Here is a 20,509-nt window from a genome sequence, read left to right as displayed (position 1 = left end):
GAGCATGTCGACGAACGCTGGATGGCTTCCTACATGGACATGGTCACGGTGCTCATGTGCATGTTCATCGTCCTGTTCGCCATGTCCACCGTGGACCAGACCAAATTCGATAAACTCCGCAATTCGCTGGCCACAGGTTTCGGCACCGTGGCCAGCCAGAAGGTGGACACAGCCACCGGCACCGTGGTTCCGCCTGAGTTCACCCACGCCGACGCCCAAGGATTCTCTTCCCTGGACCTGGCTCTCAAAGAAGTGGACCGGCTCACCGCTTTGCGCGACGACATGAAGTCAAAGCTCGACGCCGCGGGGCTGGGGGCCAATGTGCAGTTCCAGATCGGCGAACGCGGACTCACCGTAAAACTCGTGGGATCACAGACCTTCTTCGAACCCGACCGGCCGGAGCTCACTGCCCGCGCCAGCCAGGTCCTTGGCACCATTGCACCCGCCATGGTCAGCGCCGGCCTTGAGGTCATGGTGGAAGGCCACGCCGCCAACGGAATCACCTCCTACCCCTCGACGTGGGAGCTTTCCTCCGCGCGTTCCGTCAATGTCCTCAGGTACCTCGTGGACCATGGGGGGATCCCGGCAGGCCACATTGGGGCGGTCGCGTTCGGCTCGGCCAGGCAGGTCAACGACGACTCCACCGAGGCGCTGATGGAGCTCAACCGCCGCGTCGACGTCGTCGTACTTTCGGACAAACCCGAAGTGGTCCGTGCCCTGATTCCGGAGGCACTCAAGGCGAGAGCGGGCCAGTAGGCCTGCGCGCCTGTAGCGGGACGACACCGCGCTCCGTGGAAATGACCAGCGCGCCGAGGTACGCTCGTGGCATGACCCCGGAGGATCTTGCCAGGCTCACATACCTGCGCAGGGCGCGTGACCTGATCGACCGTGAGTACGCAAAGCCCCTCGACGTGCCGACCATGGCCAGCCATGCCTACATGTCACCCGCGCACTTCTCGCGGCAATTCCGGGCCGCTTATGGCGAGACCCCCTACAACTACCTGATGACCCGCCGGATCGAGCGCGCGATGGCGCTCCTGCGCGGCGGAATGAACGTCACCGACGCGTGCATGGAAGTCGGATGTACCTCACTTGGCTCCTTCAGTTCAAGGTTCACTGAACTGGTAGGGGTGACTCCCAGCACCTACCGCGCGCGGGAGCACCTCGCAGTGGCCGCAATGCCCGCCTGCGTGGCTAAGATCCGCACCCGTCCCAGACGGGACGAGCAACCTGGCCGGAAAGAAGAGAGCAGGATTCGAGAAGCGCTCGCCGCCGTCGCGGACTAGCGTCGTTGCCATGACTATTTCATTGCAGTACTCACACATCACTGTCAACGATCCCGACGAAGCTCTCACCTTCTACCGGGACGCCCTCGGCCTTGAGGTGCTCAACGACGTCGCACAGGGCGGATTCCGCTGGGTCACGCTCGGCAGCACGGACCAGCCGGGTGTCGAAATCGTGCTCTCTGAGCCGCACGCTGGCCGTTCCAAGGCCGACGGCGATTCCCTCCAGGAGCTGCTCACCAAGGGCGTCCTGGGGCCAATTGTCTTTCGCTCAGACGACGTCGATACGCTCTTCGAGAAGGTCAGGACGTCCGGCGCGGAGGTCATGCAGGAGCCAATCGACCAGCCATGGGGTCCCCGCGACTGCGCCTTCCGGGATCCTTCGGGCAACATGGTCAGGATTTCGCAGGCACCAGCAGCTTAGGCAACCGCTCGACCAATGCCTGACCATCATGCCCAGGCATGATGGGTCTATTCTTAGCGGTGAAGAGCAGCTGTTCCGGTTCCGCGCGAAACCGGGTGCTGCCGCACAGGATGAATCGGGGATCTGAGGCTCACCATGGATGCTGCACACGCCGCCCTGGAACTCTCCGAGTTCCACCGAAGTGTGTTCCATGGTTGACTTCGGCGTTGGACCGGGAGCTTCCGGTGACGCTGAGCTATGTACACCGTTTCTGAGTCAGCTACCAGTGAGCGGTGCTGCCGTGTCCATGTTCGGCGGGGCCGCGTCGGAGACCCTTGTGTGCGCGAGCAATAGGCTGGCGGCCAGGCTTGATGAGCTGCAGTTTGATTTGGGGGAAGGTCCCAGGTGGGAAGCCTTGCACACAAAGCTCCCCGTTCTGGTCCCCGATGTCCGATACTCACATCCGTACTCGTGGCCGGTTTTTAGCAAAGCAATCCTGGAGACCGAAGCTGCGGCGCTCTTTGTGTTCCCGCTGACCGTCGGCGCTTTGGATCTGGGGGTTGTGGAGCTCCACCATACGAAACCGGGGAGCCTGAGCTACGCCGATTTCGCGACAGCGTCGGTGCTCGCCGGCCAGACGGCGTGGCATTTGTTGCGACGGGTCCTGATGGTGAACTCGCCCGACACGGACCCCGCCGTGGAAACCGCGTTGATGTCCCGGCGGGAAATCCACCAGGCCACGGGAATGGTCCTGGCACAATCAGGGAGTTCCGCTGCGGACGCACTTTTGTTGATGCGCGCCCACGCATTCGCGCATGCGCTGTCATTGCGTCAAACTGCCGATGCAGTGCTGCAGGGACGCTTGAGTTTTGTTCCGGGGAATGACCCCCACGGCGGTCCTGGTCTGCAGTAATATGGCGATATGGTGACGATAAGCCGCGCCGAGCGCGTCAGCGCGGCCTTCGTAAGGATCACGAACACGTTGGTTGCACACTACGACGTGCTGGACTTGCTCCACGCGCTTGTCGAGGCATCCGTGGATCTGCTCGATGCCGCCGCCGCGGGGTTGTTGCTTGCCGATCCCCACGGCGAGCTGCAGGTTCTTGCCTCCACCAGCGAACGAAGCCAGCTTGTTGAAATACTTCAGCTGCAGGCGGGCTCCGGTCCTTGTGTTGAGTGCTACCGGACAGGAACACTGGTGATCGTGGAGGACATACGCGCCTTGAGCGGCCAATGGCCAGAATTCCAGGCGGCCGCCCTGTCACAGGGATTCCGTTCCGTCCACGCGGTACCGATGCGCGTTCAAGGCAGAACCATCGGAGCCATGGGCCTTTTCGGCGAACATTCGGGCGCCCTGACCCCGGAGGACGTTGCCATTGGCCAAGCGCTGGCAGACGTTGCGACCATCAGCATCCTGCAGGAACGCACCATCCGCGAATCGGCGGTGATCAACGAACAGCTGCAGCGCGCCCTGAACAGCCGAGTCCTCATCGAACAGGCCAAGGGGGTCATTGCCTACACTGCTGGAGTGGACATGCAAGAGGCATTCCGCCGGCTACGCACTTTTGCTCGCGCCAACAACCAGAGTCTGCATGACACGGCGGCGAGCGTCATCGAACGGACCCTGATTCTATAGGCGGCAAGGCCGTCCGACGTTGTAGCGGGCCGACGTTTTAGCAGGGCCCGGCGTTCTAGGAGGGCCCGGAGTTTTCCGCTTTTCCCGGGCTCCAGGCGGGCCCGTTCTCTTCCATCGTCTCTCCGTAAGGGACTTTGCTGCTGACGGCGACGGTGAAGCTCGAGTGCCCGTGCCGGGTCACCAAAATCCCATGCCTGCCATCTTGCATGGCGTGCATGAGCGCTGCGTCCACTGCGGCGTTCAGATCGTGTTCGATCTCTAGCGGGTTATTGGCCTCGACAAAAAACGTCCGGCCGGCCTCAATGGTGCTGATCATGCTGCAGTTCCTGACTCCTTGTTGGTTCCCGGTACGTTAAGGTCCGGTCTTGCGACCGAACGAATCCGTAGAAATTCTTGGTGGGACGCTAATTCGATGCCCAGCGCCGCCGCCGAGATATCCTCAAGGGCGTCATTCATCGATTCAAAGGCATCCGCGTTTCCGGGTTCCGAGGCCTCATCCGCGAGTTGGATCGACCGGAACAACGCAAAGCGGGCCACCTTCCTTTTCAACTCCGCGATGAGCTCCTCGATCTCTGCCAACGGATAATCTCGCCAAATTCCGGAGTCCGGTGCGGTGGAGGGGTGCCTGGCGGGAGAGGGGCGGGGGTACTGGCCCGGCGCAGGGGTGACTGCGGCCGGCATGGAGGGGCGATGCCCCTCCATAGAGGCGGTACGGGTGCTGGGCTCGCCTGGCATGATTTGCAATGTCCTCCTGGAGCGCGCACCGAAAAATGGCGCTGCCAGGGTCTGGGGCAACACACCAAGCTTATCCGACATCTAACCACTCGGAAAGGCTCCAATAATTGGTCCCTTACGCCCGCCCTTTCCTTGCCGATAGTGGCAACCGTGAGTGAACAGGAAGATCAATCGGCGGGACGGCAGCGCACCGTGGACGTCTACGACTTCCGCAGGCCCACCACGTTGCCGCGCCAGCACAGCCGCGTCCTGGAAGTTGCTTTCGAGACTTTTGCCCGCCAATGGGGAACCCAGCTCACGGCCAAGGTCCGCGTGAAATCCACCGCGACCCTGGAACAGCTCATCATGCAGAGCTATGACGAATACGCGGCTTCCCTGCCTTCCGTTACCTCGATGGTGTTGTGCCGCATTGAAGGCAGCGAATCGCGGCTCGTCATGCAGTTTCCAGCCACGGCGGCCCTCTCCTGGGTGATCCGCATGTTGGGCGGAGGCGCCGAGACGGCCGTTCCGGATCGGAAATTCACCCAGATCGAGCAGGCGCTCATCAGCCGCATGGTGGAAGACGGACTCGAGGACCTGAGCTATTCCCTGGGCGCCCTTCTGACTACCCCGGTGCGCATGGACGTCATCCAGTACAACTCCCAGTTCGCCCAGGCCGCGGCCCCGGCGGAGCTGATGATCGTGGCCTCGTTCACCGTCAAGGTGGGCGAAGGCCTGGCCGCCGCCAGCCTTGCGATTCCCGCCGACGTCCTCCTTTCAGGACTCGGCGACGTGAATCCGACTGTCCACAGCCGCGACGCCGAGGCATTGGTCCGCGCCCAAGTAACCCAGGTGCCGGTAGACATTGCTGTCCAGTTGAGCCCCACTCCGGTGACGCCGGCGCAGATCCTGGGCCTCGCCGTCGGGGACGTCATTCCGCTGCCGCACCTAGAGAACCGGCCGTTCGACGTCGCCATCAACGGCACCCGGCTTGCCACTGCCGCCCCGGCCCGCAACGGCTCACGTGCAGCCGCCGTCATCGTCACAATCGAGGAGCACCAGCGATGAGCATCACCCTGACCCTGCACGAGTCGGCAGCGGAGCGACTGGCCGCCCAGCTGCCGACTCCTGCCGCGCTGCACGTCTCCGGCATTGTCCCGTCGCAGGCAGCCGCGCCGTACGCACCACTCGCCATCACGGCCACCTTCGTGGGCGCCATGACTGCGGACTTCGCGCTCATCCTCGTGGACCGTTCCTTCCTTGCCGCGGCAGGCGGTGCCCTCCGAGGTGCCTTGCCCGGCGGAGCGGTCTCCGCCGTCGACGTCCTGCGCCCTGCCATGGAACAAGCAGCCGAGGCGTTCGACGCCGGAGTGCTCGGAGAGTTGCGCGAAGAAGATGCCGCGGGGCTGCTCTCCGACTCCCACACTGCCGTTTTTGAACTGCGGCAGTCCCTGGCCGGCGACGGCGGGCAGACGTTCGGCTGGTTCGCCGTGCGGGTCCGTGAACACGGAACCGTGCAGGACATTCCGGCCGCACGTGCCGGCCAGACCAGTACCGTTTCTTCCCGTCTCGGGCTGATCAGCAACGTCGAAATGGCCCTCACCGTCGAGATCGGCCGCACCCGCATGTCCGTGCGCGACGCCCTCGCCTTGGAACCGGGCAAAGTGATCGAACTGGACCGCTCGGCCGGCGCACCCGCGGATGTTCTCCTCAATGGCCGATTGATCGCCCACGGAGAAGTTGTTGTCGTGGACCAGGACTACGCTGTGCGCATCACGCGGATCCTCGACGTCGCCGAGGGAATCTACTAGATGGATTCGCTTATCCTCGGGCTGCGTGTGCTCGTTGCCCTGGGTGCGGTGCTGGGCCTCATATGGTTCCTGCAGCGCCGCCTTCTCAAGGGCAAGGGCAAAGGCCGACGCCGGGCCAACACCACCCTGACGGTGGTCAGCCGGCAGACCGTCGGTCAAAAGGCCTCCGTGGTGGTGGTCGACGCCGGCGACAAACGATTCCTTTTGGGCGTCACCGAGCACGCCATCAATGTCCTGCACACCAGCGACGTCCCGGTCGAGCTTCCGGAAATTACGACGGCGGAGGCTCCGTTTCCGGGGCCGGCCCCGGTCCCTGCCGAGCGCCAGGAACGGGTGCCGGAGCGCTCTCCGGCACCCGAGAGCTTCGCCGACATCTTCCGCGACGCCGGCGGCGCGCAACTTGCGGACAACAGGCCCCAAGCCACTGACCCCCAGGCCAACGGACTCACGCGCCGCAGCGAGATCCATCGCCGCAGTGAGCTGAACAAGGAACCACAACCCCTGCACGGATCCATTCTTGCCGGTTCAACCTGGCGGCAGGCCGCCGAGGCCATCAGGGGACGCCGCAATTGATCCTGAATTTTGGGACTGTCGATGGCCGCCGCATGGCCAAAATGTTGCTCGCAGTTCTCTGCGTGCTGCTGCTGACGGCCCTGTTCCTGTGGTTGGGCGTGTCCGCCGGACACGCGGCACCAATCGCCCCGACGCCACCCACCGCGCCCACGGCCCCGGCCCAGCCGTCCGGCGGCAACGTCAGCATCGACATCAACGGACTGGACGGTAAGCCTTCCACCGCCGTGGTGACGCTGATCGGGGTCACGTTGCTCTCCGTCGCCCCGGCCCTGCTGCTGATGATGACCTCGTTCACGAAGATCTTCGTGGTGCTGGCCATGACCCGCAATGCCTTGTCCCTGCCATCCGTCCCGCCCAATCAGGTCCTGGCGGGCTTGGCGCTCTTCCTGTCCCTGTTTGTCATGTGGCCCGTGATCTCGGAGATCAACAACGTCGGAATCCAGCCCTACCTGAACGGGACGTTGGACTTCAACGGCGCCGTTTCTGCCGGGTCTGCACCGCTTCAGCACTTCATGGTGGCCCACACCCGGCAGGAAGACATCGCGCTGATGACCCGCGCGGCCAAATTGGCTAATCCTGCCAACCCGGAGTCCGTCCCGCTGCAAACCCTCATCCCGGCGTTCATGATCTCCGAGCTCCGGGCCGCGTTCATCATCGGCTTCGTCATCTTCATCCCGTTCCTCGTGATCGACCTGGTGGTCTCGGCTGTGCTGATGTCCATGGGCATGATGATGCTTCCGCCGGTGATGATCTCCCTGCCCTTCAAAATCCTGCTGTTCATCCTGGTGGACGGTTGGGGCCTGGTGATTACCGCCCTGATCCAGAGCTATTCGAGCGGCTGATGAATACCAACGCAGTCCTGGACATATGCCTCCAGGCCATGATCGTGGCCGCAAAGCTTGCCGCGCCAGCCCTGGTCACCGCGCTGGTGGTGGGACTGGCCATTTCCCTCCTGCAGTCCATCACCCAACTACAGGAAGCAACTCTGTCCTTCGTGCCCAAAGCCGTGGCCGTGGCCGTGGCCTTGGTGGTGTGCGGGCATTGGATGATCACGGAGATGGTCTCCTTCACCAACGAGCTCTTCGCCCGGATCCCCGGGCTGATCGGGGGAGCGTGAAGTGGAGCTCCCCATCACCCAATCCGGGCTGGAGGTCCTCCTGCTGGCCTCCATCCGGATGACCGCTTTTCTCCTGGTGGCTCCTCCTTTCTCCCACCACTCCATACCGGCACGCATCAAGGCCATGCTGGGCCTCGGCCTGGGACTGGCCGTGTCCCAGCGGCTCTCGGTGGGCTACACCCCCAAGGACACCGCCGGATTCATCACCGGTGTGGTCCTGGAGCTCGTGACCGGACTGGTCCTGGGCTTCCTCGTTTCCCTGGTCTTTGCGGCTATCCAGTCGGCAGGCAGCCTGCTGGACCTTTTCAGCGGCTTCCAGATGGCCCAGGGCTTCGATCCGCAGATGATGGTCAATGGCGCCCAATTCACCAGGTTGATGCAAATGGCCGCGCTCGCGCTCCTCTTTGCCTCTGACGGTTACCAATTGGTGATCGGCGGCCTGACAGGGAGCTTCACTGCGTTGCCGCTGGCCGGAGGAGTGGACCTGGCACAGCCCGTGCAAGCCATGGTCTCCGCTGTCACGGGAATGTTCCTTTCGGCAGTGCAGATCGCCGGGCCCCTGTTGGTTGTCCTGGTGCTCGCCGACATCGGACTAGGCCTCCTCACTCGCGTTGCCCCGGCCCTCAACGCCTTCTCCCTGGGTTTCCCGCTCAAGATTTTCATCACCCTGGCGCTCGCCGGGTTCCTCTTCCTGGCCCTGCCACGACTCGTGGCCATGCTCGCCGAACAAACGGCAAGTACGCTGATGGGGGTGGGCTGATGTCGGACTCACAGGAAAAGACCGAGCAAGCGACTGACAAACGAATGCGGGAAGTCCGTTCCAAGGGGCAGCTTTCCCGTTCGCAGGACCTCACCGCCTGGCTGGCCGTCGGTTCGGCCGCGGCGATGATTCCATCGACTATCGAGCGGGCCTCCAACGCAGCGGCGGACCAGTTGTTCAGCGTCCGCGGCGCGATTGCCCACCCCGAGCCCGCCAAGGCCGTCGCAGCCCTTGAAGCCGGGTTCGGTTCGTTGGCCCAAGTGTTGGGGCCATTGTTCGTGGTTGTCATAGTGGTGGTCCTGGCGGGATCAGCGCTGCAGGGCGGCATCCACTTCAAGAAGTTCCGGGCAGAGTTTGAGCACTTCAACTTGGTGAGTGGCGTCAAACGGATCTTCGGCGGCCAGGCAATGTGGGGCGGCCTCAAAGCGCTGCTGAAGACCGCCGTCGTCGGGCTTGTCTTGTACGCGGTGGTACAGGGCCTCATCCCCGTGCTGCTCACCGCCGGGGGCCTGCCGGTGTCCGGCGTCCTTTCCGCGGCGGCAGGCGGCATCGGGTCCCTGGTCCAGTTCGCCGTGTTGGCGGGCCTGACCCTGGCGGCCGTGGATATCTTCGTCGTCATGCGCCGCAACCGCAAGAAGACGCGCATGTCCAAGAAGGAAATCAAGGACGAAAACAAGAACAGCGACGGCGATCCCCTCATCAAGTCGCAGCGCCGCTCGCGCCAACTGACCATGAGCCGGAACCGCATGATCGGCGCCATCGCAGACGCCGACGTCGTTCTCGTCAACCCGACGCACGTCGCCGTTGCGCTGAAGTACGACGCCGGCAAGGCGGCACCGCGCGTTGTGGCCAAGGGAGCGGGGGTCATCGCTGCCCGCATCAGGGAAGAGGCGGAAGCCAAATCGATTCCGATGGTCCAGGACATCCCGCTGGCAAGGGCGCTGCACTCGGCCTGTGAGCTGGGCCAGGAAATCCCCGTGGAGCTGTACCGCGCCGTGGCGGGAGTCCTGGCGTTCGTGATGTCGCTCAAGGCAAGGGGAGCGGCACGCGGAATGCACCGTATGCCGGGCGTTGCCGGAGCTGCTCCAGGCGTACCGGCCGGAGCCCCCGCATGAGCCACAGCATCCAAGCCAAGACCAGCAGCCACTCCACCCGGGACAGGACACAGCAATGAACAACAGATTCGCCAGGCTCACCGTGCCGGTGGGAATCGTAGGCATCGTGCTGCTGCTGGTGGTTCCCGTGCCCGCGCCGCTGCTCGATTTCCTGATCGTCTGCAACATCCTGCTTGCCCTGCTGATCCTGCTCACCAGCATGTTCGTCAAGAAGCCGCTGGACTTCTCGGTGTTCCCGTCCTTGCTGCTGGTGGCCACGCTGTTCCGGCTGGGACTCAACGTCGCCTCCACCCGGCTGGTCCTGGGGCAGGGCTTCGCCGGACAAGTGATCGACGCCTTCGGCAAGGTCACCGTGGGCGGTTCCATGATCATCGGCGCAGTGGTGTTCCTGATCCTGGTGGTCATCCAGTTCGTGGTGGTCACCAAGGGTGCCGAACGCGTGGCCGAGGTGGGGGCAAGATTCACCCTCGACGCCATGCCCGGCAAGCAGATGGCCATCGACGCGGACCTCAACGCCGGCCTCATCACGGATTCCCAGGCCCGCAAGCGCCGCGCCGAGGTGTCCGCCGAGGCCGATTTCTACGGTGCCATGGACGGCGCCTCGAAGTTCGTCAAGGGCGATGCCATCGCGGGCATCATCATTATCATCATCAACTTCGTGGGCGGCATCGCCATCGGTGTGCTGCAGCGCGGCATGAACGTGGGCGACGCACTGAACTCCTACGGCCTGCTGACCATGGGCGACGGGCTCGTCACGCAGATCCCGGCCCTCCTCATGGCTGTGTCCACGGGCATGATCGTCACCCGCTCCAATGCCGAGGAGGACATGGGCCGTACGGCGTCCTCGCAGCTCATGCAGTCACCCAACGCGATGCTCATCGCAGGACTGGCCGCCGTGGCCATGGCGCTCATCCCCGGCATGCCCATCCTGCCGTTCCTGTTGGTGGGTGCCTTCCTGCTGTTCGCTTCCCGGCGCTTGGCAGCGCAGCAAAAGAAGCAACTCGAGGAGCAGGACGCCGAGGAAGCAGCCAGCCTGAGCTCCGAAGAAGACCCCAACGAGCGGCTCATGCAGGACATGCGCATCCACCCCGTGGAGATCCTGTTGGCTCCGGACCTTGTGGACATGGTCTCCGGTGCCTCGGACGATCTCCTGGCCCGCGTGCGCTCACTGCGCCACAAGATCGCCATGGAGTTGGGGATCGTGATTCCGCCCGTCCGCACGCGCGACAACGTGGAGCTGCCACCGGCGAACTACGCCATCCGCATTGCCGGCGTCGAAGCAGGACGCGGCACGGCGCCGTCGGGCAAGTTACTCGCCCTCGGCGACTACCTTGATGCCCTGCCGGGCATCTCCACCGTGGAACCGGTCTTCGGGCTGGCAGGAAAGTGGATCCCCACGGAAATGCGGCACAGCGCCGAAATGACCGGGGCAACCGTGATCGACCGGGTTTCCGTGTTGGTGACCCATTTGTCATCGATCGTCTCCGCCAACGCAGCAAGGCTTCTCACGCGCGAGGACGTCCGCGTGCTGACCGAAGGCGTGCGCAAGCAGAGCCCTGCCGCCGTCGAGGAACTCATCCCCGGACTGATGTCCCTTGCCGAAGTGCAGCGGGTATTGCAAGGCCTCCTCGAAGAACAGGTTCCCATCAACGACCTTCCGCGGATTTACGAGGCACTCGCCCTGCGCGCCAAGGTTTCCACCGAACCCGAGGCATTAGTGGAAGCCGCCCGGCAATCCCTGGGACCCGCGCTCGCAGCCAAGTTCCTGGACGGCTCGGTGCTCAATGTGATCATGATCGATCCGCTCTTGGAACAGTCCATGCTCGAAGACATGCGTCCGGCGGAAGGGGGCACCCAGATCGTCATGAGCCAAGCGCGCCTGGACGCCGTCCTGGCCTCCGTGAAGAGTTCCGTGGAAACGGCGGCGGCCGCCGGACGGCAAGCCGTTTTGGTCTGTGCGCCGGCGTTGCGTCCCGCTGTCCGGCGCCTCGTGGCGGCTCCCGACGGCGGCGTCCCCGTGCTGTCCTACCGCGAAGTGTCTTCCGCAAATATCCAGATCGAAACCGTGGGGGTGGTCCGCCATGCCGAAGCAATACAAGCTTAAAGGTGCATCCCTGGAGGTCATCCGGGAGAAGGCCGAGCAGCAGTACGGGCCCGGGGCGCGGATCGTCTCCGCCGAGAAAGTCACCAACCCGGGAATCGCCGGGCTCTTCGCCGCCAATCGCTACGAGGCCACCATCGAGGTTCCGGCAGAGGGTTCCACCCAACTAGCTAGCAATAGTTGTCGTTCTGACGGCTCAGAACGACAACAACTGCGAGTTACTTGGGATGCCCACTCCGGCGGGGAGGCGCACGCGCTGCAGGGGCCCGCAATCGCCGCGCTGCTTGAGCAGGCCGATGCGGCTGAAGCGGACCTCCACCGGCCCGCGGCAGCCGTTTCGACCGACTCGCCGGATTTCGCAGGACTCTTGGAGCAGCTGGGAAAGGAGTTCCAGGCACCGGCAACTGAACCGAGGCCCCAAGGGATGCTGACCGCATTGCCGGCCGCCGTCGTCGGGCACGCTGTCGCGGCGCTAGTACCCGCGCCGGTGCCAGTACCGGTCCCATTAACCGGCAGCGGCAACCTCATCGTCCTGCTGGGCCTCAGTGACGACGCCTTGGGCCCCGCGCTGGAGATGTCGATCTCGGAGGGCGGCTCCGACGTCCGGACGGCGGGTGAGTTGACCGCGTTCGGGCACCTCCACGTGGAGGGGCGTCAGAGCGCGACGGCGGCCCGCGCCCAAGCGGTGCTCACCGGCCAAACCGTGCTCGTGGCGTATGGACTCGGCCGGCCAAGCGAAGCCGTGACACACGCGGCGCACATCGCCGGCCTCGCCGCAGACCAGCTGTGGCTGGTCGCCGACGCCACCCGGAAGGCGGATGACACACAGGGCTGGGTGCAGGCACTTTCCGCAGCTTTGGCCGCCGAGCGGTCTTCGCTCGATGCGCTGGCCGTTTTCGGTGCGGCGGAGACCGCGAGTCCGGAGACGGTCAATGGCCTCGGCCTTCCCGTTGGCTGGGTGGACGGCAAGCCCGCCCGCGTCGCGGTGTTTGGAAAGGTAGATTGAGAGCATGCTGGTACTGACACGCAAGCCGGGCGAACAGATCATGATTGGTGATGACATTGTCATCACCGTCATGGAGGGCCGCGGCGACGGCGTGCGGATCGGGATCGAGGCGCCCCGTGGGGTGTCCATCCAGCGTCGCGAAGTGGTTGAGGCGATCGCAGCTGCCAATCTCGCAGCAGCGAACGCCGGACCCGAGGCCGAGGAGCTCCTTGCCGGGCTGCGACCGCCGGCATCACGACGAAAGCCAGATTAGTACCCTGCCAGTCCCGACCCTCGCTCACATATGAGCCCTCACCACCCGACCCTCGCTCACCTTTAAGGCAAAAACCACCGATCCTCCTGCATATCTGCAGGAGGGTTCGCTCACGTACCGCTTTATCTGCAGGAGCGTCGGCTGAAAAAGGGTCAAAGGTGAGCGAGCGTCCTAGGGCGGCCACGTGTGAAGCACTAAGCCAAGCCGAGGAATTCTTCGAGGAGTGGCAGCGAACAATCCCTGGTCACGGCCAGGGCCCGCTCGATATTGGCGTTTTCCGCCAGCAGCATCACATCATCCGCGGCGTTGGCTGCGTCGGACGTGGCCTCCGGGGCCAAAACGTCCCCGGGCTGCCCGGCCGTAAGCCGCACGTCCCCAGCCCCGATTGGCCCCGACAGGAGCGCCTCGACGTTCGCGGCGACGGCAGACTCGACTTGCTCAAGCAGCAGCACCATGGCGTGGTGGTGCTCCTGAAGCAATTCCGGCCAGATTCCGGGAGGCGCTACGGAAGAGATCATAGGCAGGGTTGCGTTCGCAGGCACACGCCATTCGATAGCGACCGCTGAAGACTCGATGTTCCGGGCAAGGGTGTCGAACCGAAGGTTTTCCAGGACCTTTTCCACGTCAGCAGCAGTGAATTTCAGCCAATGCCAGCTGCCTGCCCGGACGTGCAGCAGCTGTGTTTCGAGCCGGAACAACAGAAGTTCCAGCTGCCTCCGCTCGCGCCACAGCATCGCTGACAGCTCATCCGCCCCCACGGTTCCCCATTCCCTGGTTTGGCCTGCGGAACATATTCCCGCGGCCGGTTTTGCATCTTTTTCTTGAGCGTACACGCATTGTTATTTGGCAGATGGTATGTTCACTGAATACGTGCCTTTTCCAGGTAATCTTCGGCCTGCTTCCTCGTCTCAGCAGCTCGCCGGAGGATCCTTGGAATCAGGCTTTTGCAACTCAATATTCCGGTCTCATGGGGGGACTAATTTTGAATCGCGAGGAACGCAACGAGTTGGTGCTGCAGCATTTACCGCTCGTTGGCTACTTGGTATCTGAGCTCTGTGCGAGAGCTTCTCATTTGTCGCGCGACGATTTCGCGTCCGTAGGGTCCGTGGCGTTGATAACGTCCGCCGATTCCTTCGATCCGAGCCTCGGAGTCCCCTTTGGCGCATTTGCGCGCCGCCGGATCGTTGGAGCGTTTGCGGACGAGATGCGGGCCAGCGACTGGGCTACCCGCTCGGCACGCAAACGCATCAAGGAGACAATGTCCGTCCAGGAAACCCTGTCCGGCGTCCTTGGGCGTACACCTACGGTGGCGGAAACCGCGTCAGCCCTCGGTGTCGAGCGCAGCGTCGTGGAGGCTGCCCTCGCCGATGCCGCCCGGACGCTGTCGCCGCTGGACGACGTCGTCGTGGACACCGTCGCCGCGGACACTGTCTCTCCGGAACACTCTGTCCTGGCCGATGAACGCCTCAAGTACCTCCGCGCCGCCGTCGAGGCCCTGCCGGAAAAGATGCGCTACGTCGTCGAGGAGATCTACTTCGCCGGGAGGACCGTCAAGGAGCTCGCCGAAGAGCTTGGCTCCACGCACGCTGCAGTGTCCCAACAGCGCGCCGAAGGTATCCGGCTCATGCGTGATGGACTCTCTGCGCACTACGCTGATGACCCCGAGCAAGTCTTCGAGCCGCAGTCGCGGATTACTGCCCGACGCCGGCACGACTACCTCTCGACGCTCGCCACCGCGACGCTCGGCGGAATTACGCGTGGTTTCAATTCGCATGATGCTGCGTTGAACCGCGCCGTCTAGTTTGCGGGCGGTCTAACTTCGCTGAGGTCCCTGCCTCTTGACTTTGAAAGACTTAAGCGAATACTTAAGCATGTGCTTAACAATCAAGGCGCCGCGGATCTCGATTCTGTTTTCCACGCCCTTGCCGACCCCACTCGCAGGGCCATCGTGGCCCGGCTGTGCGAGGGCCCGGCGTCGGTCTCGGAATTGGCGAAGCCCTTCGCCATGAGCCTCCCGGCGATTGTCCAGCACCTCCAGGTCCTGGAACACAGCGGGCTGGTGCGCAGCGAGAAGATCGGCCGGGTCCGCAGCTGCAGCATCGTCCCCGGAACGGTCCGCGAGGCGGAGGCCTGGCTCGGGCTGCGTCGGACATCGGCCGAGCGCCGGCTGGACCGCCTGGAGGGTTTCCTCAATCAAAACCACCCCGCCAAACCAATATAGGAGTAGCCATGAGCACGCCAATTACGCATGCAAGCTTCACCCTCGAACGCAAACTCAATGCCCCGGTGTCGCGTGTCTGGTCAGCATTTTCGGACTACGGCAACAAGAAGAAATGGTTCGTCGGCCCGGAAGAGTGGACGCAGGGCGAATCCCGCCTCGACTTCCGCGAAGGTGGCACCGAGACGGACACCGGCGGCCCTGAAGGTGGCTTCGTCTCCAGCATGAAGGCCGTCTATCACGACATCGTCGAGAACGAGCGGATCGTCTACACCTACGAAATGTATCTCAACGGCCAGCGGACGTCCGTCTCGCTATCCACCATCGAAATGGAGCCCGACGGCGAAGGAACCCGCCTCGCCCTGACCGAGCAAGGAGCCTACTTCACCGACGAAGACCATGTGGACGGCCGCAAAGAGGGCACCGAGGGTCTCCTCGATGCCCTCAAGGCCTTCGTCGAAGGCAACTGACGGCCTACTTCGCAGTCGGCACGCGGCGGAGTACGACGGCGGCAAGGACTGCCGCTCCCGCCATCAGTACCAGCCCGATCGCCGCGGTGATGTGGACGCCCGATTCGAAGGCGGCACGCGCCGCGGCGGTCAAAGCGCCAGCCAGCGGCTGGGGTAGTGACGCTGCGGTGTCTACCGCTCCGGCGAGCGTCTCCCGGGAGCGTTCGGCAGCATGGCCGGACAATTCAACAGGAAGAAGCAGGTGGTGCTGGTAGGACGCCGTCAGGATCGAGCCAAGCACTGCCGTGCCCAGCAATGAGCCGAGTTCGTAGCCTGTCTCGGAGATCGCCGAGGCCGCGCCGGCCTTGTCGGCAGGAACGGCCCCCAGGATGAGGTCGTTGGAGATGGTCTCCGCCGATCCAACCCCGATGGCCAGCAGCAAGAGTGCCGTCAAAAGGTACCCGGGGCCCTGGCCATGGTTGCCAAGGGCAGCCACGAGATAACCCACGGCGCTCAACGTCAGGCCGAATGCCACCACCAGTCCCGGGCGGATCCGCTTGACCAGGGGAACTACCACCATGCCCGCCACGATGGTGGCCAGCAGTGCCGGAACCATGGCGATTCCTGCCTCCATGGGGGACTGGCCCTCCACAAGCTGCAAGTGCTGCGCGAAGAAGTAGATGAAGCCCGTCATGGAAAACAGGGACAGGACGTTGGCAATGATGGCTGTGCTGAACACCTTGTTCCCAAAAAGCCGCACGTCCAGCATGGGCGATGCCAAGGAGCGCTGCCTGCGGACAAAGATGATTCCCATGGCCAGGCCGAACGCCATGAAGGCTGCCGCGGCAGGGCCGAAGCCGTGCACAGCGACCTCCTTGATGCCATAAACCACCGGTGCCATGGTCAGGATGGACAGTGCGATGCTGGGAACGTCAGGCTTGCCCGGATTGCGATCCTTGGACTCGGGAATCAGGAACGGGCCGAAGGCAAGCAGGGGCAGCAACAGCGGCACGGCTACCAGGAACACGGCTCCCCACCGGAAGTGTTCCACGAGCCAGCCACCGAAGATCGGCCCGAGCGCGGCGCCGCCGGAGAATCCCGCGGCCCACACCGCAATGGCAAGCCGGCGGCGGTTCGGGTCCGGGAAGATGTTGCGGATCAAGGACAATGTGGACGGCATGAGCATGGCTCCGAAGATGCCCAGGCCGGCGCGTCCCGCAATGAGCCATTCGGCAGACGGTGCGAACGCGGTGGCTGCGGAAACGGCGGCGAAGCCCGTGCTGCCGATCAGGAGCAAGCGGCGGCGGCCGATCCTGTCTCCGAGGTTGCCCATGGATACAAGCAATGCCGCCAGCACCAGCGCATAGGCATCCACAATCCAAAGCAGCTGCAAGCCACCGACCTCCAGCGTCCGGGCGATTTCCGGTAGGGCAAATGTCAGCGCGGTATTGTCCACAGCCACCAGCAGCACAGGGAACATCAAGAGCGCCAGGGCAGTCCAATCGCGCCACGGGGCGGACTGGGTGGACGGGGTGCGGGGGTACTGGGTTGTGGACGGGCTGAACATGAAAATAACTGTACCGTCTGGACGGTATAGTTTCAACCTGTCGTATCGACACTGACGTATCCAACTAGGGGATGATGGACACCATGCCGCGAAAACCTATTGCCCGGGACGCTGTCCTGGATGCCTTTGAAGCCCTGCTGATCGAGGTGGGGGAGCGGGCTGCCACGCTCGATGCCGTCGCCAAACGCGCAGGGGTCTCCAAGGGTGGCCTGCTCTACCATTTCCCCAACAAGGAAGCCATGATCAGCGCCCTGCTGGAACGCATGGACGCGCTCGCCGCAATGGAGATCGAGGCGATGAAGGCGGCTCCCGAGGGGGCCGCCGCGTTTTTCATCAAGTCCTCGCTTTGGGCCGATACCCCCATGGACAGGGTGTTCGTCGCCGCAACGCGGCTCGCGGAGGTGGCGCATGAGGAAACCCGCAGGCGCTTCGCCGGGATCCAGCAACAATGGCTGGATGTGCTCGCCGAGGAAGTGGGTCCGGAGATGGCCAAGGCGGTCCGGTATATGGGCGATGGGCTCTACTTCAACGCAATGCTTGAAGGCGGCCCGGGAGCCAATGCGAGCGAAAGGAGCGCCGACGTCGGTGCGCTGCTGGCCGCCGTCGAACGCCTCCGTGACTGAGCGGTGCCCAACTGACTCGCAGTAGGTGTCGTTTAGAGGCTCCAAAACGACAACAAATGCCAGTCAGTTGGGAAATCCGGGCGAGACTGGTGACATTATTTGCGGACGCGAGCAGTCCATAGGACAATTGACAGTTGTGGCAGCCGTCACCGGCAACCACGATCCGATTCACACAACTGAATACGCCTTTGATCTGCGGCGGGAGAGTCCTGCAGGCAAGTGATGCAGGCGCCGTAGGAGCAAATCCTCCCCAGGAATCTCTCAGGCCCACGCACCGCCGCGGCAAGGCAACTCTGGAAAGCAGCACGCTGCCCTCTGGTGTCCTCGACACTGGAACACGCTGTGCTCACCGACGGTGCAAGCGAAACAGTGCCCATAAGCACGGATTCGCGGAAACTCTCAGGTCCAATACAGAGCGGGGAGGAACCCGATTAGCTGTGGCGTACCCACGCCGCCTTAGTAATGGAGTTCCTTCGTGACGGTTAGTTCAACCTCCACCACGTTCGTTGACCGGCATATCGGCGCCCGTCGCCAGGCCGACATCGACATCATGCTCAAGTCTGTTGGTTACGACAGTGTCGATTCGCTCGTGGACACCGCGGTTCCCAATGACATCCGCCAGGACGTCGCACTGACGCTCCAGAACGCCCTCAGTGAGGTGGAAGTTCTGGCTGAACTGCGCAAGCTGGCGGCCAAGAACAAGACTGCCGTGCAGATGATCGGCCAGGGCTACTACGACACCGTCACTCCGCCGGTGATCCGCCGTAACATCCTTGAGTCCCCGGCCTGGTACACGGCTTACACCCCGTACCAGCCGGAGATTTCCCAGGGCCGCCTCGAAGCCCTCCTGAACTTCCAGACCATGGTCCAGGATCTCGTGGGCCTGCCCATCGCCAACGCCTCGCTGCTGGACGAAGCCACGGCCGTTGCCGAGGCAGTCCTCATGATGCGCCGCGCCAACAAGAACAAGACGGCCCACGACGGCAAGACCGTCCTTGACGCCGACTGCCTGCCGCAGACCATCGCCATCGTGAGGGGCCGCGCCGAGGCGCTGGGCTTCGAGGTGGAGATCGCGGACTTGTCCCAGGGCCTGCCCGACGGCGACATCAACGGCATCGTGTTGCAGCAGCCGGGCGTTTCCGGCCGGGTGTTCGACCACTCTGCCGTGATCGCCGCCGCCAAGGAACGCGGTGCCCTTGTCACCGTTGCCGCCGACCTCCTCGCCCTCACGCTGATCACGCCTCCGGGCGAGCAGGGCGCCGATATCGCCGTCGGCTCCACCCAGCGCTTCGGCGTTCCGTTGTTCTTCGGTGGCCCGCACGCCGCCTACATGGCCGTTCAGAAGGGCCTCGAGCGCTCGATGCCTGGCCGCTTGGTGGGCGTTTCCAAGGACGACGCCGGCACTCCCGCCTACCGCCTGGCGCTGCAGACCCGTGAGCAGCACATCCGCCGCGAGAAGGCCACGTCAAACATCTGTACCGCGCAGGCCCTGTTGGCCATCGTCTCCTCGATGTACGCCGTCTACCACGGCCCCGAGGGCCTGAAGGCGATCGCCGAAACCGCCCACAACCACGCCCGCACGCTCGCGGCGTCCCTGAAGTCCGCGGGCCTTGAGGTCCTGCACGGCAGCTTCTTCGACACCGTCACGGTCCGCGTCCCGGGCAAGGCTGCCGAGATCGTGGCTGCCGCTGAGGCCAAGGGCATCAACCTGCGCGGCATCGATGCCGACACGGTGGGCATCTCTGTTGACGAGACGACAACAGAAGAAATCCTCGGCGGCGTCGTCGCCGCCTTCGGTGCCACTGTGTCCGGTGACGGCGAGGGCTTCGCCCTGGAGGCCGCCGTCGAGCGTTCTTCGGACTACCTTCAGCACCCCGTGTTCAACACGCACCGTTCCGAAACCCAGCTGCTGCGCTACATCCGCAGGCTTTCGGACCGCGACCTGGCGCTGGACCGCACCATGATCCCGCTGGGTTCGTGCACGATGAAGCTGAACGCCACGGCCGAGATGGAAGCCATCTCGTGGCCGGAATTCGCCTCGATCCACCCCTTCGCCCCGGATTCCCAGACCGCGGGCTGGCGTGAACTGATCGAAGATTTGGAAGCTGACCTCACGGAGATCACCGGTTACGACCAGGTCTCCATCCAGCCCAACGCCGGTTCCCAGGGCGAGCTCGCGGGCCTGCTGGCCATCCGCGGCTACCACCACTCCCGCGGCGAGGCCCAGCGCAACGTCTGCCTCATCCCGGCTTCGGCCCATGGCACCAACGCCGCCTCGGCAGTGCTGGCCGGCATGAAGGTGGTTGTGGTGGCCACCGCGGCGGACGGCACGATCGACCACGCGGACCTGCAGGCCAAGATCGACGCCACCGGCCGTGCCTTGTCCTGCATCATGATCACCTACCCGTCCACGCACGGCGTGTACGACGCTGATGTCCGCGAAATCTGCGACTCCGTGCATGCAGCCGGCGGCCAGGTGTACGTTGACGGTGCCAACCTCAACGCGCTCGTGGGCCTGGCCCAGCCGGGTAAGTTCGGCGGCGACGTGTCCCACCTGAACCTGCACAAGACCTTCTGCATCCCGCACGGCGGCGGCGGACCGGGCGTGGGCCCGGTCGCGGCCAAGGCGCACCTTGCACCCTTCATGCCCGGCGATGCCAACAAGGCAGCCCATGAAGACGGCGCTTCCGTGCCAGGGACTGGCGTGGCCATCTCCGCCTCGCGTTATGGCTCCGCGGGTGTGTTGCCGATTTCCTGGGCCTACGTGAAGCTCATGGGCGGCGAAGGCCTCACCGAGGCCACCAAGTCCGCGCTGCTTGCCGCGAACTACATCGCCTCCCGCCTCAACGAGTACTTCCCGGTTCTCTACACGGGCGAAGG

General features: G+C 64.0%; 24 protein-coding genes and 2 riboswitches. Of the genes, 20 read left to right on the top strand and 4 right to left on the bottom strand.

Features of this window, described 5'->3' with window-relative positions:
* Window positions 1-21: 21 nt before the first annotated feature.
* The 5 genes from OOZ51_RS14535 to OOZ51_RS14515 all read left to right on the top strand — a co-directional run bounded on the left by OOZ51_RS14535 (window position 22) and on the right by OOZ51_RS14515 (window position 3,322).
* Complete coding sequence (locus OOZ51_RS14535) at window positions 22-756, top strand: OmpA/MotB family protein (RefSeq protein WP_416346387.1); 735 nt, start codon at window positions 22-24, stop codon at window positions 754-756.
* A 71-nt stretch (window positions 757-827) separates the two neighbouring features.
* Complete coding sequence (locus OOZ51_RS14530; protein ID WP_265980444.1) at window positions 828-1,286, top strand: helix-turn-helix transcriptional regulator; 459 nt, start codon at window positions 828-830, stop codon at window positions 1,284-1,286.
* 10 nt (window positions 1,287-1,296) lie between these two features.
* Window positions 1,297-1,707, top strand: coding sequence for a VOC family protein (locus OOZ51_RS14525; protein ID WP_265980443.1), 411 nt, complete (start codon window positions 1,297-1,299; stop codon window positions 1,705-1,707).
* A gap of 139 nt (window positions 1,708-1,846) precedes the next feature.
* On the top strand, window positions 1,847-2,599 hold the full coding sequence (locus tag OOZ51_RS14520) for a GAF and ANTAR domain-containing protein (protein WP_323054759.1): 753 nt from the start codon (window positions 1,847-1,849) through the stop codon (window positions 2,597-2,599).
* Between the two features lie 9 nt (window positions 2,600-2,608).
* The gene (locus OOZ51_RS14515) at window positions 2,609-3,322 is read left to right on the top strand and encodes a GAF and ANTAR domain-containing protein (RefSeq protein WP_265980441.1); all 714 of its coding nucleotides are present in this window, start codon (window positions 2,609-2,611) and stop codon (window positions 3,320-3,322) included.
* 55 nt (window positions 3,323-3,377) lie between these two features.
* Here OOZ51_RS14515 and OOZ51_RS14510 read toward each other — a convergent pair whose 3' ends face one another.
* A complete protein-coding gene (locus OOZ51_RS14510) occupies window positions 3,378-3,638 on the bottom strand; it encodes a hypothetical protein (protein WP_265980440.1) in 261 nt (86 codons plus the stop codon).
* Window positions 3,635-4,057 carry a hypothetical protein gene (locus OOZ51_RS14505; RefSeq protein WP_265980439.1) on the bottom strand — a complete coding sequence of 141 codons (423 nt, stop codon included), beginning with the start codon at window positions 4,055-4,057 and terminating at the stop codon, window positions 3,635-3,637. Before OOZ51_RS14505 ends, OOZ51_RS14510 begins: the two co-directional genes overlap by 4 nt.
* A 150-nt stretch (window positions 4,058-4,207) precedes the next feature.
* Between OOZ51_RS14505 and OOZ51_RS14500 the strand changes: the two genes are divergently transcribed.
* The 10 genes from OOZ51_RS14500 to csrA are packed head-to-tail and all read left to right on the top strand — an operon-like array spanning window position 4,208 to window position 12,772.
* Entirely contained in the window at window positions 4,208-5,104 is an 897-nt protein-coding gene (locus OOZ51_RS14500) for a flagellar motor switch protein FliM (RefSeq protein WP_265980438.1), read from the top strand.
* On the top strand, window positions 5,101-5,847 hold the full coding sequence (gene fliN / locus OOZ51_RS14495) for a flagellar motor switch protein FliN (RefSeq protein ID WP_265980437.1): 747 nt from the start codon (window positions 5,101-5,103) through the stop codon (window positions 5,845-5,847). The genes OOZ51_RS14500 and fliN overlap by 4 nt, the downstream gene beginning before the upstream one ends.
* Complete coding sequence (gene fliO, locus OOZ51_RS14490) at window positions 5,848-6,420, top strand: flagellar biosynthetic protein FliO (RefSeq protein ID WP_265980435.1); 573 nt, start codon at window positions 5,848-5,850, stop codon at window positions 6,418-6,420.
* Between the two features lie 32 nt (window positions 6,421-6,452).
* Window positions 6,453-7,262, top strand: a complete 810-nt coding sequence (gene fliP, locus OOZ51_RS14485) for a flagellar type III secretion system pore protein FliP (RefSeq protein WP_265980434.1) — start codon at window positions 6,453-6,455, stop codon at window positions 7,260-7,262.
* A complete protein-coding gene (gene fliQ / locus OOZ51_RS14480; protein WP_265980433.1) occupies window positions 7,262-7,537 on the top strand; it encodes a flagellar biosynthesis protein FliQ in 276 nt (91 codons plus the stop codon). Before fliP ends, fliQ begins: the two co-directional genes overlap by 1 nt.
* A 1-nt stretch (window position 7,538) precedes the next feature.
* On the top strand, window positions 7,539-8,297 hold the full coding sequence (locus OOZ51_RS14475) for a flagellar biosynthetic protein FliR (RefSeq protein WP_265980432.1): 759 nt from the start codon (window positions 7,539-7,541) through the stop codon (window positions 8,295-8,297).
* The gene (locus OOZ51_RS14470; protein WP_265980431.1) at window positions 8,297-9,412 is read left to right on the top strand and encodes an EscU/YscU/HrcU family type III secretion system export apparatus switch protein; all 1,116 of its coding nucleotides are present in this window, start codon (window positions 8,297-8,299) and stop codon (window positions 9,410-9,412) included. Before OOZ51_RS14475 ends, OOZ51_RS14470 begins: the two co-directional genes overlap by 1 nt.
* 55 nt (window positions 9,413-9,467) lie before the next feature.
* The gene (locus tag OOZ51_RS14465; RefSeq protein ID WP_265980429.1) at window positions 9,468-11,516 is read left to right on the top strand and encodes a flagellar biosynthesis protein FlhA; all 2,049 of its coding nucleotides are present in this window, start codon (window positions 9,468-9,470) and stop codon (window positions 11,514-11,516) included.
* Window positions 11,494-12,519 (top strand): hypothetical protein, encoded by a 1,026-nt coding sequence (locus tag OOZ51_RS14460; protein ID WP_265980428.1) that lies wholly within the window; start codon window positions 11,494-11,496, stop codon window positions 12,517-12,519. The genes OOZ51_RS14465 and OOZ51_RS14460 overlap by 23 nt, the downstream gene beginning before the upstream one ends.
* 4 nt (window positions 12,520-12,523) lie before the next feature.
* Window positions 12,524-12,772 (top strand): carbon storage regulator CsrA, encoded by a 249-nt coding sequence (gene csrA / locus OOZ51_RS14455; RefSeq protein ID WP_265980427.1) that lies wholly within the window; start codon window positions 12,524-12,526, stop codon window positions 12,770-12,772.
* Window positions 12,773-12,966: 194 nt separating this feature from the next.
* Here the strand turns inward: csrA and OOZ51_RS14450 are convergent, their stop codons facing one another.
* Complete coding sequence (locus OOZ51_RS14450) at window positions 12,967-13,530, bottom strand: flagellar protein FlgN (protein WP_265980426.1); 564 nt, start codon at window positions 13,528-13,530, stop codon at window positions 12,967-12,969.
* 224 nt (window positions 13,531-13,754) lie between these two features.
* Between OOZ51_RS14450 and OOZ51_RS14445 the strand changes: the two genes are divergently transcribed.
* The 3 genes from OOZ51_RS14445 (at window position 13,755) to OOZ51_RS14435 (ending at window position 15,460) form a co-directional block, all read left to right on the top strand.
* Window positions 13,755-14,573: a sigma-70 family RNA polymerase sigma factor gene (locus OOZ51_RS14445; RefSeq protein WP_416346388.1), complete on the top strand. Its 819-nt coding sequence runs from the start codon at window positions 13,755-13,757 to the stop codon at window positions 14,571-14,573.
* A gap of 72 nt (window positions 14,574-14,645) precedes the next feature.
* Window positions 14,646-14,993, top strand: coding sequence for an ArsR/SmtB family transcription factor (locus OOZ51_RS14440; RefSeq protein WP_265980423.1), 348 nt, complete (start codon window positions 14,646-14,648; stop codon window positions 14,991-14,993).
* Between the two features lie 8 nt (window positions 14,994-15,001).
* The gene (locus tag OOZ51_RS14435; protein WP_265980421.1) at window positions 15,002-15,460 is read left to right on the top strand and encodes an SRPBCC family protein; all 459 of its coding nucleotides are present in this window, start codon (window positions 15,002-15,004) and stop codon (window positions 15,458-15,460) included.
* 4 nt (window positions 15,461-15,464) lie between these two features.
* Here the strand turns inward: OOZ51_RS14435 and OOZ51_RS14430 are convergent, their stop codons facing one another.
* The gene (locus OOZ51_RS14430) at window positions 15,465-17,006 is read right to left on the bottom strand and encodes an MFS transporter (RefSeq protein WP_265980420.1); all 1,542 of its coding nucleotides are present in this window, start codon (window positions 17,004-17,006) and stop codon (window positions 15,465-15,467) included.
* Between the two features lie 83 nt (window positions 17,007-17,089).
* On the opposite strand from OOZ51_RS14430, the gene OOZ51_RS14425 reads away from it, so the two are divergent.
* Window positions 17,090-17,629 carry a TetR/AcrR family transcriptional regulator gene (locus OOZ51_RS14425; protein WP_265980419.1) on the top strand — a complete coding sequence of 180 codons (540 nt, stop codon included), beginning with the start codon at window positions 17,090-17,092 and terminating at the stop codon, window positions 17,627-17,629.
* A gap of 189 nt (window positions 17,630-17,818) precedes the next feature.
* Window positions 17,819-17,916, top strand: a riboswitch (glycine riboswitch).
* A gap of 1 nt (window position 17,917) precedes the next feature.
* Window positions 17,918-18,053: riboswitch (glycine riboswitch) on the top strand.
* A gap of 51 nt (window positions 18,054-18,104) precedes the next feature.
* Window positions 18,105-20,509 (top strand): aminomethyl-transferring glycine dehydrogenase (gene gcvP / locus OOZ51_RS14420; RefSeq protein ID WP_265980417.1); only part of this gene is annotated, 2,405 nt, incomplete at its 3' end.

The sequence above is a fragment of the Arthrobacter rhizophilus genome, from assembly GCF_026241105.1.
Classification (GTDB): domain Bacteria; phylum Actinomycetota; class Actinomycetes; order Actinomycetales; family Micrococcaceae; genus Arthrobacter.
The sequence above is the reverse complement of the archived record's forward strand: the minus strand, read 5'-3'. Positions and strand labels throughout refer to the sequence as shown.